A 15,308-nucleotide genomic window follows, 5' to 3' on the forward strand; every position below is an offset into this window, starting at 1 on the left:
GCCGAAACGGATGCTGCGTGTCCCTCCCCCCCGCACCCCTCGAGGGCCTGCGCGTGCTCGACGTCTCGACGATCCTCGCGGGCCCGCTGTGCTGCCAGCTGCTCGGCGACTACGGCGCCGACGTGATCAAGGTCGAGCACCCGCGCGGCGGCGACAACATGCGCGGGCACGGCCGGAGCAAGGACGGCGTGCCGCTGTGGTGGAAGGAGATCAGCCGCAACAAGCGCACCGTGGCGGTCGACCTGAAGGCCACCGGCGGCGCCGAGGTGCTGCGCCGCCTGGCCGCGCAGGCCGACGTGCTGGTCGAGAACTTCCGCCCCGGCACCCTCGAGCGCTGGGGCCTGGGCCCCGAGGTGCTGCACGCCGACAACCCCGGTCTGGTGGTCGTCCGGCTGACCGGGTTCGGCCAGACCGGCCCCTACAGCAGCCGTCCCGGGTTCGGGACCCTGGCGGAGGCGATGAGCGGCTTCGCGGCCGCCACCGGCGAGGCCGACGGCCCGCCCACGCTGCCGGCGTTCGGCCTGGCCGACAGCATCTGCGGGATCGCCGCGTCGTCGGCGGTGCTGATGGCGCTGCGCCACCGCGACCGCACCGGCGAGGGCCAGGTCGTCGACCTGAGCATCCTCGAGCCGATCATGGCCGCGGTCGGCCCGGGCCCGACGGTCTACCAGCAGACCGGCGAGGTCGCCCAGCGCCACGGCAACCGCTCCACCAACAACGCCCCCCGCAACACCTACCGCACCTCCGACGGCGGCTGGGTGGCCATCTCGACCAGCGCCCAGCGCATCGCCGAGCGCGTGATGACGCTCGTGGGCCACCCCGAGGTCATCGACGAGCCGTGGTTCGCCACCGGCGCCGGCCGCGCCGAGCACGTCGACCTGCTCGACGACCACGTCGGCGGCTGGATCGCCGCGCGCGACCGGGAGACGGTGCTGGCGGCGTTCACCGACGCCGGCGCCGCGATCGCCCCCGTGTACGACGCCCGCGACCTCACCGAGGACCCCCACGTGCGCGAGACGCAGATGCTCGTCGAGGTCGACGACCCCGACCTGGGCCCGCTGCTGCAGCACAACGTGATGTGGCGGATGAGCGGCTCGCCGGGCCGCATCCGCTTCACCGGCCGAGCGCTGGGCCAGGACACCGACGAGGTGCTGCGCGAGCTCGGCTACGACGACGCCGACATCACCCGACTGAAGGAAGAGGAGGCCGTGCGGTGAGCGACGCCCCGACGACCGACGCCCCGACCGCCGACGCCCTGCTGCAGGCCGTGCAGGGCGGGGTCGACACGATCGACCTCGGCCGGCAGCTGCGGGTGGGCATGCCGCAGTCGCCCAACCACCCCCAGTTCTGGCACACGCTGCCGCGCCGCCACGGCGACATGGTGCGCGCCGACGGCAGCAGCGCGGCCAACGACATGATCACCACCGGCACCCACGTCGGCACCCACATCGACGCGCTGGCCCACGTCTCCTTCGACGGCAAGCTGCACGGCGGCGCCGACGCGGCCGCGGCGTGCGTGGCCGGCAAGTACGAGGAGCACGGCGTGCACACCATCGCGCCGATGCTGCGCCGCGGCGTGCTGCTCGACGTCGCGGGCCACCTCGGCGTCACCCACTGCGAGGGCGGCTACGAGATCACCGTCGCCGACCTCGAGGCCACCGCCGAGCGCCAGGGCGTCACCGTCGGCGCGGGCGACGTCGTGCTGATCCGCAGCGGCTGGGGCTCGCGCTTCGCCGAGGGCGCGCCGTACGTCGGGGGGCCCTCGGGCGTGCCCGGCATCGGCGAAGCCGGCGCGGTGTGGCTCGCCGAGCGCGGGGTGCACGCCGCCGGCGCCGACACCATCGCCTTCGAGCGGCTCGCGCCGGGCGGCGGCCACGCGCTGCTGCCGGCCCACCGGGTCCTGCTGGTCGAGGCCGGCATCTACATCGTCGAGGCGCTCGACCTGGAGGGCCTCGCCGCCGCCGGGTGGGGCGAGTTCACCTTCGTGCTGGTGCCGATGAACATCTTCGGCGCCACCGGCTCCCCGGTGCGCCCGCTGGCCCTGCGCTCGCAGACCGCCGCCCAGCCCACCCAGGCCGAGTCGTGAGCGAGCCGACCCTGGCCCAGCAGCTGGGCGCCTTCGCCGAGGCCACGACGTACGACGCGCTGCCCGACGGCGTCGTCGACAGCGTGCGCAAGCGGGTGCTCGACACCGTCGGCATCGCGGTGGCCGCGGCGCCGTTGGAGACCAGCCGCGCGGCGCGCGCCTGGGCGACGAGCCAGGGCGGGCGCGCCTCGGCGTCGGCCGTGGGCGTGCCGGAGCGGCTGCCGGCCGGGCTGGCGGCGTTCGTCAACGGCGTGCTGGCCCACTCCCTCGACTACGACGACACCCACCTGCCCTCGGTGCTCCACCCCAGCGCCACGGTGGTGCCGGTCGCGCTGGCCGCGGCCGAGCGCAGCGGCGCCGACGGGCGCGAGCTGGTGCGCGCGATCGCGCTGGGCCTGGAGACGTGCGTGCGCCTGGGCATGGCCGGCTACGACGAGGCCGCGAAGAACTCCACGTTCTTCGAGCACGGCCAGCACGCCACCTCCATCTGCGGCGCCATGGGCGGCGCGGTGGCGGCGACCGTGCTGGGCGGCGGCGGGGCCGACGCGGTGGTCGACAGCCTCGGCGTCGCGGCGTCGATGGCGTCGGGGATCATCGAGGCCAACCGCACCGGCGGCACCGTGAAGCGCCTGCACTGCGGCTGGGCCGCCCACGCCGCGGTCTCGGCCGCCGAGCTGGTCTCCTACGGCCTCACCGGCCCGCCGACGGTGCTCGAGGGCCGCTTCGGCTTCTACCAGGCGTGGCTGCACGGGAAGTTCGACCCGAGCGCGGTCGTCGACGGCCTGGGGGAGACCTGGGCGGTGCCCGACATCTTCTTCAAGCCCTACCCCGCCAACCACTTCACCCACGCCGCGATCGACGCGGCCGGCCGCCTGCGCGAGCGCGGCGTGCGACCCGACGACGTGGAGCGGCTCGTCCTCGGCGTACCGGCCCCCAACCTGCGCACCATCGGCGAGCCCATCGAGGTGAAGCGCACCCCGGAGACCGGCTACATGGCCCAGTTCAGCGGGCCGTACGCCGTGGCCGTCGGCCTGCTCGGCGGCGCCGGCCTGGGCGCCGGGGTGGAGGACTACACCGACGAGCTGGCCCGCGACCCGCAGCGGCGCGCGCTGATGGCGAAGGTCGACGTGGTGCCCGACCAGCGGTGCACCGACATCTTCCCGACCCAGTTCCCCGCCGTGCTGACCGCGCGGCTGGTCGACGGCAGCGAGCTGGTGGAGGAGGTCCTCACCACGCGCGGCGGACCGCAGCGGCCGCTGACGTTCGACGAGCTGGCCTCGAAGTTCCGCGCCAACGCCGGCCGCACGCTGGCCGACGACCAGGTCGAGGCCCTGGCGCAGGCCTGCGCCGAGCTCGAGACCTGCACCGACGTCCGGGCGGTGCTCGCGCCGCTCACGGCGGTGGACCCGTTCGACCCCACCGACCCGACGACCACCGACCGCACGAAGTGAAGGGTGACGACATGAGCGACTACGACCTGGTGATCACGAACGCGCGGGTGGTCCGTCCCGGGCACGACGAGCCCGAGCGGCTCGACGTCGGCGTGAAGGACGGCGTCTTCACCGCCGTCGAGGCCGACCTCGACCAGAGCGGCGCCGCCGACGTGCTCGACGCGGGCGGCAAGCTGCTGTTCCCCGGCGTCGTCGACGTGCACCAGCACTGGGGCATCTACAACGAGCTGGGCGAGGACGCCGAGACCGAGAGCCGCGCCTCGGCGCAGGGCGGGGTGACCTCCGGGATCACCTACATCCGCACCGGTGCCTACTACCTCAACCGCACCGGGCCCTACCGTGAGGTGTTCCCCGACGTGCTGGCCGCCACCGACGGCCGCGCCTACGTCGACTACGCCTTCCACGTCGCGCCGATCCTCGAGGAGCACATCGAGGAGATCCCGATGATGATCGAGGAGTTCGGCGTCCCGTCGTTCAAGATCTTCATGTTCTACGGCAGCCACGGCCTGCACGGCCGCTCCGCCGACCAGGGCTCGTTCCTGATGCTGCCCGAGGACCAGTCCTACGACCTGGCCCACTTCGAGTTCGTGATGCGCGGCATCCAGAAGGCGCGCAACGACGAGCGCTTCACCGCCGACCGCGACGCCATCTCGCTGTCGCTGCACTGCGAGACCGCCGAGATCATGCGGGCCTACACCAAGCTGGTCGAGGCCGACGGCACGCTCACCGGCCTGGAGGCCTACAGCGCCTCGCGCCCGCCGCACTCCGAGGGCCTGGCGATCACCATCGCCTCCTACCTCGCCCACGAGACCGAGCTGCCGAACATCAACCTGCTCCACCTCACCTCGCGCAAGGCGATCGAGGCGGCGATGATGATGCAGTCGACGTTCCCCCACATCGACTTCCGCCGCGAGGTCACCGTGGGTCACCTGGTGGCCAACTTCCACACCGCCAACCTCGGCGGCAAGGTCAACCCGCCGCTGCGCTCGCCCGAGGACGTCGACGCGCTGTGGGAGCACCTCCTCGCCGGCAACTTCTCCTGGGTCACCTCCGACCACGCCTGCTGCAAGGAGGAGACGAAGTTCGGCGAGCCGAAGGATGACGTGTTCCTGGCCAAGTCCGGCTTCGGCGGCACCGAGTACCTCCTGCCCGGCCTGATCACCGAGGGCCGCCGCCGCGGCCTGTCGTACGGCGCCGTCGCCGAGCTCACCGCCCGCGGCCCGGCCGCGCGCTTCGGGCTCTCGCAGAAGGGCGACCTGGCCGTCGGCAAGGACGCCGACTTCTGCCTCGTCGACGACGACGTCTCCTACGAGGTGCGCGCCGCCGACTCGCTGTCGACGCAGGAGTACACCCCCTTCGAGGGCTTCGAGCTCACCGCCCGCGTCACCGACACCTACCTGCGCGGCTCCGCCGTCCTGCGCGACGGCACCGTCGTCGGTCACCCGCGCGGTCAGTTCGTACGGCGCTCCGGGCGCCGCTGACCCAGCCCCCGTGCGCGCCCCTGGCTGGAGCCGGGGCGCGCACGGTCCCTCGTGATCGCGCCCGGGCGCTGCGGCGCCGTCGCCCGGGCGCCCCGCCCGGCCTCACCAGGGCACGACGCCCCCGTCGTCGAAGAACCCACCGCGGGGCCCGTCGTCGGGCAGCGTGGCGAGCCGGACGACGACGGCGGCGCCCTGCTCCGGCGTGCGCGACGAGGCGTGACCGGTGAAGTCGGTGGCGACGTAGCCGGGGCAGCAGGCGTTGATGATGACGTTCGTGTCGGCGAGCCGGCGGGCGTACTGCACCGTCAGGGCGTTGAGCATGCTCTTCGACGGGGCGTACGCCGCCATGACCGGCCCGGTCTGCAGGGCCAGCGAGCCCATGTTGGACGACACGTTGACGATGCGCGGTGAGGCCGAGCGACGCAGCAGCGGCAGCAGCGCGTTGGTCACCCGCACCACGCCGAGCACGTTGGTCTCCAGGACCGTGCGCACGACGTCGAGGTCGAGCGTGGTCGGGTCTTGGGCGCCCCCGTCGGTGCGGCCGCCGATGCCGGCGTTGTTGACCAGCACGTCGAGGCGTCCCGCCGTGGCCTCGACGGCCACGGCCGCGGCGGCGACGCTGTCGTCGGAAGTGACGTCGAGGGCCACCCCGAACGCCTCGACACCGCCGGCGAGCAGTCGCGCCACGGCCTCCTCGCGGCGGGCGCCGTCGCGGGCGCCGACGGCGACCCGGAACCCCTCTGCGCCGAGCCCCTCGGCGACGGCGTAGCCGATGCCCTTGTTCGCGCCGGTGACCAGCGCGGTCCTCATCTCGTCCATGCACCCATCGTCGGCGGGTGGGCGCGACGGCGTCCAAGACCGATCGGCTGGGCTGTGATACCCGCCGGGTACCAGGGGCTAGGGTCTTCGGGTGGCCGACCTGGAGACACGTGAGCTGCGGTACTTCGTGGCCGTCGCGGAGGAGCTGCACTTCGGTCGAGCCGCCGATCGCCTCGGCATCGCGCAGCCGCCGCTGTCACGCGCCATCCGCCAGCTCGAGCACCGGCTCGGGGTCCAGCTGCTCGACCGCGACCGCCGCGGGGCCGCGCTGACCGACGCCGGTGCGGTGCTGCTCGTCGAGGCGAGGGCGGCCCTGGACGCCGTGGCGGCAGCGGCCCGTCGTACCCAGCGGGCCGGCGAGACGACGCCGCGTCTCGTGCTGGCCACCAAGGCGGGCGCGTCCCACGATCTGCTGCAGCGGCTGCTCGACGCCCACGCGGCCGAGCCGGGCGCGACGCCGGTGGAGGTGCTGCTGTGCGAGGTGGGGGAGCAGGCGGGGCTGCTGCGCAGCGGGCGCGCCGACGTGGCCCTGATGCACCGCCCCTACGACGACCTGGTCGGGTTCGACACCGCCGACCTGCTCGTCGAGGGGCAGGTCGCGATCGTGCCCCGCACCCACCCGCTGGCCTCACGGGAGCGGCTGACGCTGGCGGAGGTGAGCGACGTGCCCGACCTCCCCATCGCCCGCTGGCCGCGGCTCGACGGCACCTACCCCGACGGGCCCGGGCCGGAGGCGCGCACCCAGTCGAAGCTCGCCCAGCTCGTGGCGCTGGGCAGGACGCTGCTGGTCATCCCGGCCTCGAGTCGGGCGTGGCAGTGGCCCGCGCACGTCGCGGTGCCGGTCACCGACGCCCCCGAGGTGACGACGGTGCTCGCGTGGCCGTCGCACTCCCGGTCGCTGGCGGTGGCGTCGTTCGTGCGCTCGGCCGACCGCCTGGCGCTGGCCGCCCCGGCCTAGACCGGCCACATCCCGCCGCCGCCGGGCTGGTCCATACTCGGCGGGTGCTCCGACATGTCTGGTGGGTCCTCGGCCTGATCCTCGTGGCGGCCGGCGTCATCATCGCGCTGTCCACCCGGGCGACCCCGGCCGACCTCGGCTGGTACGCCTACACCCCCCTCAGCGGCAGCGGTGACTGGAACATCCGCTGGAAGGACACTGTGAGCGCTCCGACGGTGGTGCTCGTGACGCCGGCCCAGCTGGTCGGCTACGCGATCGCCGCCGCCGGGCTGGCGCTCGTCGCCGCGGCGGTCGGCTTCCGGCTCGGACGCCGGCGCGCGGACGACACGCCTTAGCGAACCCCGGGCTCAGGCCGTGGCGCGGGGGTCAGCCAGCTCGTCGCGCCAGGAGTGCTGCGGGTCGAAGCCGAGCAGGTCGCGGGCCTTGTCGATGGCGTAGAACGTCTCGTCGCGGCCCATCTCGCGCCGCACCTCGACGCCCTCGTAGAACCGCTCGATGACCTCCTGGGTGGTCGCGGCGACCGACATGTCGGCGTTCGCCACGTTGAAGACCTCGTAGCCGAGCCCGTCGGTCTCCAGGCAGCGCAACGTCATCTGGGCCAGGTCGCGGGTGTCGATGTAGGCGAAGATGTTGCGCCGGCGCAGCGACGGGTCGTCGAGGAACGGCGGGAACATCTCGGCGTACTCGTGGGGCTCGATGACGTTGTTGATCCGCAGGCCGTAGACGTCGGCGCCGGTGCGGGCCTGGAACGACCGCGCGGTCACCTCGCCGGCCACCTTCGACATCGCGTAGGCGTCCTCCGGCACGACCGGGTGCTCCTCGTCGACCGGCACGTAGAGCGGCTTGCGCTCGCCCTGGGCGAAGCAGATGCCGTACGTCGTCTCCGAGGAGGCGAAGACGACCTTGCGGATCCCGAGGCGGGTGGCGGCCTCCAGCACGTTGTAGGTGCTCAGCATGTTGGTCGCGTAGGTCTTCGCGTCCGAGGTGAGCAGGATGCGCGGCACGGCGGCGTAGTGCACCACCGCGTCGTACGTCGGCTGCGCGTCGAGCTCGAGCTCCTCCATGGTGGCGAGCCCCGCCATCGCCGAGTAGGTCTCCCCGGCGTCGGTGAGGTCGACCTGCAGGTCGGCGACGTCCGGGTGGCCCAGGGGCTTGAGGTCGGCGTTGGTGACGTGGTGGCCCTGAGCGGCGAGGTAGGGCGCGACGTGCTTGCCGGCCTTGCCGCTGCCCCCCGTGAAGAAGATGCGCATGGAGCCAGCCAACCACCCCGGTCCTCACCCGCCTCCCCGGCCCGATGAGTTCGGCACGGCCGGGCGGTCTGAGGTGGCGACGACCCCACGTGGTGAGGAGCAGCAGTGACGCAGATGGTCAGGGTCCACAACTTCGGCGTGTCGAGCGACGGGTACGCCGCCGGGGAGGGGCAGAGCCTGGAGCGGCCCTTCGGCCACGCCGACCCGATGGCGCTGATGAGCTGGGCGGCGTCCACGGCGAGCTGGCCCGGCCGCACCGACCCGGGCGGCAGCCGCGGTCTCGACGACCACCTGGTGCGCGAGTTCCACCGCGACATCGGCGCGGAGATCATGGGGCGCAACAAGTTCAGCCCCCACCGCGGCCCGTGGGTCGACGAGGAGTGGCAGGGGTGGTGGGGCGCGGAGCCGCCGTTCCACACCCCGGTGTTCGTGATGACCCACCACGAGCGGCCCTCGTTCACCCTGGGCGACACGACCTTCCACTTCGTGGGCGGCGACCCCGCGACGGTGCTGGAGCAGGCCCTGGAGGCCGCCGACGGCAAGGACGTCCGCCTCGGCGGCGGCGCCGACACCGTGCGGCAGTTCCTGGACGCCGGGCTCGTCGACACCCTCCACGTCGCGGTGGCCCCCGTCGAGCTGGGCGCCGGGTCGCGGCTGTGGGGCTCGCCCGACGAGCTCCTCGACCGCTACCACCGCGACGTCGTCCCGAGCCCGAGCGGCGTGGTCCACCACCTGTTCTGGCGCGACTGAGCCGGCGGCCGAGCGGGTCCTGTGCCCTGCCGCGCCCCCGCGGCCTACGGTGAGCGGGTGCCGGCAGCCGCAGTACGACGCGACGCGGCCGGGGGAGCGGCTGCGCGCTGGGGTGTCGCGGCGCTGCTGGTGCGACCGGCCTACATCGCGACCGAGGTGGTCGTCGCCGCGGCGACCACGGGCGGCTACAGCTTCGTCGCCGACTCGGTCAGCCGGCTCGGGGAGGTCGGCTGCTCGACGGCGTACTGCTCGCCGCGCCACGACCTGATGAACCTCTCGTTCGTCGGCTTCGGGGTCCTGCTGGCCGGTGGGGCGCTGCTGCTCGCCCGGTCGCTCGGGCCCTGGGTCACCGGGCTGCTCGTGGTCTCGGGGCTCAGCTCGGTCGCCACCGGCCTCGCGCCGCTCGACCGCGACGCCACATTGCACGCGCTGGCCGCCGCGCCGCTGTTCGTCGCGCAGCCCCTGGCGCTGCTCGTGCTGGGTGCGCGGCTGCGCCGCGGCGAGCCACGGCTGGGCCGGGGGCTTTTGGTCACGGGAGCGATCACCGGAGTGGCCGCCGCGGCGTTCGTGCTCGCCGGTGAGAGCCCTGCCTCGGGCGCCCTCGAGCGCCTCGCGCTGTGGCCGGTGCTGGTCGCGCTGGCCGTCGTCGCCTGGACCCGACGCCCCCGCCGCGCGCGGTCGGCGTACTAGAACCCGTCGCGACGGCGCAGCGGCTTCGGTCGGCCGTCGGGGTCGTGGAGGGCGAGGTACTGCGGGACCGCCAGCGCCTGGACGAACCGGCCCATGTCGGGCGCCTGCACCGTGCGGAGACGTCCAGGCGGCCGCGGCCCCTGGCGTCCGCCGTCGTGCCAGGCGTCCAGGGCCCTCGCCGAGGCGGCGAACGCCTCGTACATGCCGAGCGGGTCGACGCAGTCGGACGCCGCGCGCAGCAGCGCCGCGTCGTCGCCGGGGTCGGCCTCGGTGTCGACGGGCCGGTCGAGGTGCTCGGCGGCCAGCGTCAGCCGCAGGCGCATCGGGTAGCGGCCGTGCACGCGGCCGTCGTCGTCGTGGTGCTCGGCGCGGTCGACGACCGCCGCGGTGAGCTCGGAGTCGTGGGTCCAGGAGCGGCGGTTGAAGTTGTCGGAGCCGACGGCGGCCCACAGGTCGTCGACGACGCAGATCTTGGCGTGCACGTAGACCGGGGTGCCGGCGTGGTTCTCGATGCCGTAGATCGCGACCCGGCCGGGGCCGGCCTTCATCATCTCGGTCATCGCGCGCCGCCGCCCGAGCAGCTGCGGCGGGCGGGAGACCCCGCTGAGGTCGGGGTACATCGGCACGACCGCCACCACGTGCAGGCCGGGGTTGCGGCGCAGCGCCTCGGTGAACACCTCGCCGACGTGGTGGCCCCACAGGTACTGGTCCTCCACGTAGACCAGCGTCCGCGCGCCGTCCAGCGCCTTGGAGTAGCCGCGGGCCACGCTGCGCTCGCCGCCGCGGGCGAAGGGGTAGTCGCGGCCGTGGCGCAGGTTGGGGTAGGTGCGCAGCAGCTGCACGGCGTGGGTGCCACCCTCGACCTGCGGCGGCGCGGGCGCCTGCGCGGGCAGCGGGTCGGGCGAGATGTCCATGCCCAGGATCCGCTCACGCAGCACGTACGCCGGGTTGCGGCTCAGCGGCGTCGGGTCGAGCCACCGCTCGCGGAACACCGTCTCCACGTCGTGCACCGCCGGCCCCTGGATCGCGACCATCACGTCGTGCCACGGCGGCGTGGGCCCGTACTCCTCGGTCAGCTCGAGCGCCTGGGCGTCGCCGTGGTGGTCGATGGTGTCGCGCCGGGAGTGGCACAGGTCGATGCCGCCGACGTAGGCGATGTCGCGCGTGGCGTCGTCGCGGTGGCGGATCACCACGAACTTCTGGTGGTGCGACCCGCCGGTGCGCACCCGCATGTCGAGCAGGGCCTCCGCTCCGCGTCGCTGCAGGGTCTTGCCGAGCCGGCGGTTCTCACTCGCGCTGAACCCGAGCTTGGCCCAGTGGGAGCGCCACACCAGCCCGCGTACGTCGACGCCGCGCTCGTCGGCGCGCGCCAGCACGTCGGCCACGGTGCTGGCGGGGTCGTCGGTGAGCTGCTCGTCGGCGTCGCCCTGCCAGTCGGTGAAGTAGACGAGGTCGCCGGCCTGCGTGGCCTCCAGCCGCTCGTGGAGCTCGGCGAAGTACGTCGCGCCGTGCACCAGCGGGCGCACCAGGTTGCCCTCCGACCAGGCGCGGTCGCCGGGGTGCTGGTCGTCGAGCACGGTGGTGGGATTGGCCCGCTCTGACTTGGTCAGCAGCCAGGCCTCGGGCTCGGACCGCTGGGGCGGGTCGTCGGTGGTCACGGGCCCCAGCATGCCGGTCGCGGGCCGCGTCGTGGGGTCAGACGTCCGGGGCGTGCACCACCTCACTCACCTCTTGTGCGCCCCGGCAGGCCACGGCGAGCTTCGCGGCCCACTCAAAGGCCTCGTTGCAGGACGCGACGTCGAGGATCAGAACCCGCCGGGGTGTCGCGTCACTACGGGGGCGGCCCGTCGGTCACGGTGCCGTCGGTGTGGCCACCACGGTCGCCGCGGCGGCGGAGTCACGTCACTCCGCCCGCTATGACGCAGGTTTCGGTCTGGCCCGTTCGTCGCATCAGGGATATATACGAGCTGGCGGGCCCACCAAGTGGCATGACAAAGAACAGCAACGAGATCACAGGCATCGCCTGTGGCGCGTCACGGCTGACGACGACGCCGAGTGCCCTGGCTGCGGTGGCGAAAGGTTCGTGCTCGATCCGGACCACCCGTTCGCTGGCGAAGAACAGGACCGACACGGCGGCTTTTCCCGTGCCGCCCTAGTGTGGGAGAAGTGCATCACAGCCCTAAGCTAGGCGGTCGCCCGTGCGGGCGAACTCGCCCGTCGTCCCTGATGGTCTTGAGAGCTAGTACAGGGACCGCGGGTGTCTGCGTTCTCGACTTCAGGGCCTCTCGGGGAGGTATACTTCACTCGACGCATGTGCGTCAGCCCCATGTCGGGCACCCAACAAAGCCTGCCCCAGTCGGCAGGAGAGCGGAGATCGTCATGTCGACGACGCCCAGCAACACCTACATCGACCTCGCGGACAAGGCGAGCGGCGGCGGCCACCAGATCACCCTGTGGTGGTCCCCCTCGCAGTCCGACCGCATTCACTTGGTCCTGACGGACCCGCGCCTGGTGGACAGCAAGGGCGAAAAGCCCGGCCTCCGCCTCGTGCTCTCGTCCAACCCGAAGAGCGCGGACTACTCGCCCGCCAACTTCAACCGCTGCGGCCGCCTGCTGCGCTCGCTGGGTATGCCCGCGCCCGCCGCCGACGTCGAGGAGCACCAGCGCCACCTGCGCTACCGCGACAAGGTCATCGAGACGGTCCTCGGTGCCGAGGCCGCCATGGTGACGGCGAGCAAGACGCCGCCCGCTGGCGTGCCCGAGGAGGCGCAGGTCTGCCCCGCGTGCAGCTCGTACGTCTACGACCTCGAGGTCCATGACGCTGCGCTGCACGACGGCTAGGCGGGCGGGCTGAGATGCCCTGAGGCGTGTTGCGACCGGTCGGCGGGCCAACTACCCGTCCGGCCGGTCGCGACCTGTCCGGCCGGTCGCCACGGCCCCGGAGGCTAGTCCAGGAGTAATGCTGGCAACAGACGGGCCTCAACGTCCGCCTCGCCCTTCGGGGAGATGACTCCAAGCCCGCTTTGCTCGTCGTACTCCACCAGCACTTGCTCATCAAGGGCCCGCAACGTCTTCTTGTAGTCACGGAGACGACCGTGCTTAAGGTCGGCAGCCAAGTCAGCGTCCGTCATGCCGCTGGTGGAGCCGTACAGCAGCAACAACGTCTTGTCGGCCAAGCGCATTGTCGGGTCCATGATGCGACGCCGGCCGTTGACCTCCCAGATCAGTGGCAGCGTCCGCTCGACCAACGCGTCCACGGTGGCGGTGGCGGTCGGCACGTCAGTCGCATGGAAGAGCCGAACCAGTTCAGCCATGACCCACTGGGCTGCATGCAGGACATAGGTGGCGTCCATGTGATTCGCATCCACCTCACCACCGACATGCCCGCTGTCACGGTTGTTACGGAACTCGTACAACCCGATCAGCAGGCGAGGAATCCCGATCCGAACCGACTGCGGGAACTTGGCCTTGTCGGCCTGCTGTTCCAGATCGCGACACTTCTGCGGAAAGTTCGCTGGCTTCGACGCCGAGGTCGGAAACCGGCCGTCCACGTGACCCTTGAGGATCGAGTAGACGACCTCGCAGAAGCGACCGCCGTACAACTCAGCCGATCCCCACTCGCCTCGTGCGAAGTTCTTCGTGATCTTGGTGTACTCCTCCAGCAACTCATCACGCAGACCCTGGGGCAGGTCGCCCAGGGTCTGCGAGGGGTCGAGCCCTGAGGTCACGAGTCGCCGAGCAACTGGTCAACCAACGCCGGGAACGACGCGATCCCACCAGCCTTCGCGCGCACCCGCTTGTTCGCGCCACCTCCAGTGATGACGTAGCCAGGCGTCAGCCGGGACAACTGCTTCGTGAAGTTCGGCCCGTCGTAGCACTTGAGGCGCTGCGCTTCCAGGCGAACTGACTCGACGCTCGTGCCGTCCTCATCCAGGCCGAAGGCGCGCACGATGCTGAGCACCTGCGCGACCGCCCGCGTCTTGTCTGCGTTGTTCTTGCCCAGCTTGATGCCCGGCAGACTGATTTTCAGCACACCGTTGTCCAGATGAACCAGGTTCTCCAACTTCTCCTGGGAAGTGCCAGTGCCGGCGGCAACCTTGCTCAGGAGCTCGTTCTCACTCATGGTGATGTCACCGCCGCTACCGCCGGTGGCGCCCGCGTCCTTCGCGCTTCCACCGCCGTCGCCGGTTGAGTCGGGCTTCGGCGTCTGGCCGTTGCCGCCGTTGTGACCGATCGGAGCCGCCGGGCCGCCGACAGCCGTCGGCGCCGACAGCAGCCGCACCGCCTCGCGGAACGCGACCTCGTGCACTTCTTCCGGCAGATCGGCTCCTTGAACCGCCTCCCATGCCTCCTTCAGGACCTTGCTTGCGTCGACCACATGCCCCCCTCGTCGCTTGATGTTGAACCGAAGAGTACTTCCCGAACGCAGACCGCGCAACGGGTCACATCACCATCATCTCTTTCGCGTCCAGGGAGGCGTCTTGTCGCTTCCCGGTGCCTACAAGGTATTGCCAGGTCAGATGGGGTCTAATCAGCCAAGAGGTATGGGTGATGTGAGCAGATGTGTAGACGCGCATTGAGCGAACGCGGTTGACGTCCATCCATGAGCGGCGACCGCGACGGGGCAACACACCTCTGACCTGCATCTTTACTGCCCCAGGCCAAGGTTGAACGCTAAGCGGTGGTACACCTCACGTCTTTGTCGTCTCGTTGACGCGTCCCGCTGTCACGGCGACGCATCTGCTCTCCGCCGGTCAGGAAGCCTGCCTCCAATGTCGGAGACGGGCTTGATCTGCTGGTGTCGCCTATCGGTTGTTTCACCACGCCGTAACACCTGGTAGGCCAGGCAGAGCGCCCAAATGACGACGACGAAGCCGATCAACTCGGCGGCAGTGATGTTCTCCAGCCGCGCTCGGCGTCGTCGGTTGACCTGATGTCACTCGATCCGTACGAGCGCTGGACAGACGCCCACGTCGACCCGGCACGGTCGCCCAGCCAAACTCGAGCGTTCCGCCCGAACCAGGGCAAGGCGCCCTCCGCTAGTCGCGTCAAACCGCCGCTAGAGGCCTCGGGCTGCCTGTCGCAGCAGGTTCGCAGCGTGTCGTCGTAGAAGGCCTAGCTCCAGCCTGCTCCACCTCCTGAGAGACGAGGAGTTGCTGTACTTTCCATAGATGTCGTTATGGTCGAAGGAGGCGGGATGGTGCAACTAGTACCCATGTCAGCCGTAGTAGACCTCCTCGCAACGTTGTCCGGCAGCCTAGGTGCTGCGCTTGCAGCCTCCGCCGCCTACTTCGCCATCCAGAATCTTCGTCGTGCGAGCGACTGGAACAGACGCCAGTTGCAGCTGACGCAAGTGCGGCGGGACGTCAACATCGCCATTGAGCAGATCGGTACTGACGGCCACCGGTACACGCTTCACGTGTCGTCCGACGACACCGACGACCTTCTTCGGCTGATGCGTGACCTTCGCCTGCTCCAGGAGAAGCACCCAGCCCTTGACGACGAAGCGGTGCGCAAGGTGCTGGAAATCGTGGTGGACTCGAGATCTCGAGAGGCGCATGCCGACGGATGACACGAGTCGGGACGCCCTAGTAGAGGCACTGCTCAACCTCGATCCCGCGGATCTGGCGAGCCTTCGTCCTTCCGCCTCGGTGCCGTCATCCCCTGGGGCCCCTCCGACAGAAGCTCCCGTCACGGTAGCCCGCATCGAGACACGAGGTCTGATTGTCACGGCCTCGATCGGCGCCGCGGGCCTGATTCTCGGTGCATTGATCACGGTGGGTGGGGCAGCTATCACAAGCGATGATCCGCCTGCGCCCGAGC

Annotated in this window: 16 protein-coding genes; 10 read left to right on the forward strand and 6 right to left on the reverse strand. The window is 71.5% G+C overall.

Translation table 11 applies throughout. The annotated features are described in order from the left end of the window. The first annotated feature begins 17 nt into the window (after positions 1-17). Genes AC4OR8_RS04120 through AC4OR8_RS04135 form a run of 4 tightly spaced genes read left to right on the forward strand, consistent with a single transcriptional unit; the run spans position 18 to position 5,018 of the window. Positions 18-1,217: a CaiB/BaiF CoA transferase family protein gene (locus tag AC4OR8_RS04120; protein ID WP_492164301.1), complete on the forward strand. Its 1,200-nt coding sequence runs from the start codon at positions 18-20 to the stop codon at positions 1,215-1,217. Next, a complete protein-coding gene (locus tag AC4OR8_RS04125; RefSeq protein WP_492164302.1) occupies positions 1,214-2,086 on the forward strand; it encodes a cyclase family protein in 873 nt (290 codons plus the stop codon). The genes AC4OR8_RS04120 and AC4OR8_RS04125 overlap by 4 nt, the downstream gene beginning before the upstream one ends. Continuing rightward, positions 2,083-3,537 carry an MmgE/PrpD family protein gene (locus AC4OR8_RS04130; RefSeq protein WP_492164303.1) on the forward strand — a complete coding sequence of 485 codons (1,455 nt, stop codon included), beginning with the start codon at positions 2,083-2,085 and terminating at the stop codon, positions 3,535-3,537. Before AC4OR8_RS04125 ends, AC4OR8_RS04130 begins: the two co-directional genes overlap by 4 nt. Before the next feature lie 11 nt (positions 3,538-3,548). Further along, complete coding sequence (locus tag AC4OR8_RS04135) at positions 3,549-5,018, forward strand: dihydroorotase (protein ID WP_492164304.1); 1,470 nt, start codon at positions 3,549-3,551, stop codon at positions 5,016-5,018. 102 nt (positions 5,019-5,120) lie between these two features. Here AC4OR8_RS04135 and AC4OR8_RS04140 read toward each other — a convergent pair whose 3' ends face one another. Next, a complete protein-coding gene (locus AC4OR8_RS04140) occupies positions 5,121-5,837 on the reverse strand; it encodes an SDR family oxidoreductase (RefSeq protein ID WP_492164305.1) in 717 nt (238 codons plus the stop codon). 91 nt (positions 5,838-5,928) lie between these two features. Between AC4OR8_RS04140 and AC4OR8_RS04145 the strand changes: the two genes are divergently transcribed. Both AC4OR8_RS04145 and AC4OR8_RS04150 read left to right on the forward strand, forming a co-directional pair. Beyond that, complete coding sequence (locus tag AC4OR8_RS04145; protein ID WP_492164306.1) at positions 5,929-6,795, forward strand: LysR family transcriptional regulator; 867 nt, start codon at positions 5,929-5,931, stop codon at positions 6,793-6,795. 44 nt (positions 6,796-6,839) lie between these two features. Further along, positions 6,840-7,130 carry a hypothetical protein gene (locus AC4OR8_RS04150; RefSeq protein ID WP_492164307.1) on the forward strand — a complete coding sequence of 97 codons (291 nt, stop codon included), beginning with the start codon at positions 6,840-6,842 and terminating at the stop codon, positions 7,128-7,130. A 12-nt stretch (positions 7,131-7,142) separates the two neighbouring features. Here the strand turns inward: AC4OR8_RS04150 and AC4OR8_RS04155 are convergent, their stop codons facing one another. Beyond that, positions 7,143-8,045 (reverse strand): NAD-dependent epimerase/dehydratase family protein, encoded by a 903-nt coding sequence (locus AC4OR8_RS04155; RefSeq protein WP_492164308.1) that lies wholly within the window; start codon positions 8,043-8,045, stop codon positions 7,143-7,145. 114 nt (positions 8,046-8,159) lie between these two features. Here AC4OR8_RS04155 and AC4OR8_RS04160 point away from each other — a divergent pair, with 114 nt between their 5' ends. After that, a complete protein-coding gene (locus AC4OR8_RS04160) occupies positions 8,160-8,795 on the forward strand; it encodes a dihydrofolate reductase family protein (protein ID WP_492164472.1) in 636 nt (211 codons plus the stop codon). Between the two features lie 57 nt (positions 8,796-8,852). Next, on the forward strand, positions 8,853-9,485 hold the full coding sequence (locus AC4OR8_RS04165) for a DUF998 domain-containing protein (protein ID WP_492164309.1): 633 nt from the start codon (positions 8,853-8,855) through the stop codon (positions 9,483-9,485). Here AC4OR8_RS04165 and AC4OR8_RS04170 read toward each other — a convergent pair. Both AC4OR8_RS04170 and AC4OR8_RS04175 read right to left on the reverse strand, forming a co-directional pair. Beyond that, complete coding sequence (locus AC4OR8_RS04170) at positions 9,482-11,143, reverse strand: phospholipase D-like domain-containing protein (RefSeq protein ID WP_492164310.1); 1,662 nt, start codon at positions 11,141-11,143, stop codon at positions 9,482-9,484. The two genes, AC4OR8_RS04165 and AC4OR8_RS04170, sit on opposite strands and share 4 nt — an antisense overlap. 239 nt (positions 11,144-11,382) lie before the next feature. Next, a complete protein-coding gene (locus tag AC4OR8_RS04175) occupies positions 11,383-11,616 on the reverse strand; it encodes a hypothetical protein (RefSeq protein WP_492164311.1) in 234 nt (77 codons plus the stop codon). 248 nt (positions 11,617-11,864) lie between these two features. Here AC4OR8_RS04175 and AC4OR8_RS04180 point away from each other — a divergent pair, with 248 nt between their 5' ends. After that, on the forward strand, positions 11,865-12,326 hold the full coding sequence (locus tag AC4OR8_RS04180; RefSeq protein ID WP_492164312.1) for a hypothetical protein: 462 nt from the start codon (positions 11,865-11,867) through the stop codon (positions 12,324-12,326). A 104-nt stretch (positions 12,327-12,430) separates the two neighbouring features. On the opposite strand, the gene AC4OR8_RS04185 is transcribed toward AC4OR8_RS04180, so the two are convergent. Together AC4OR8_RS04185 and AC4OR8_RS04190 are read right to left on the reverse strand one after the other, a co-directional pair. Next, complete coding sequence (locus AC4OR8_RS04185; protein WP_492164313.1) at positions 12,431-13,213, reverse strand: hypothetical protein; 783 nt, start codon at positions 13,211-13,213, stop codon at positions 12,431-12,433. Then, the gene (locus AC4OR8_RS04190; protein WP_492164314.1) at positions 13,210-13,863 is read right to left on the reverse strand and encodes a hypothetical protein; all 654 of its coding nucleotides are present in this window, start codon (positions 13,861-13,863) and stop codon (positions 13,210-13,212) included. The genes AC4OR8_RS04185 and AC4OR8_RS04190 overlap by 4 nt, the downstream gene beginning before the upstream one ends. A gap of 837 nt (positions 13,864-14,700) precedes the next feature. Between AC4OR8_RS04190 and AC4OR8_RS04195 the strand changes: the two genes are divergently transcribed. Next, positions 14,701-15,057 (forward strand): hypothetical protein, encoded by a 357-nt coding sequence (locus tag AC4OR8_RS04195; RefSeq protein WP_492164315.1) that lies wholly within the window; start codon positions 14,701-14,703, stop codon positions 15,055-15,057. Positions 15,058-15,308 lie beyond the last annotated feature (251 nt).

The sequence above is a fragment of the Nocardioides sp. FY1077 genome (assembly GCF_058681775.1).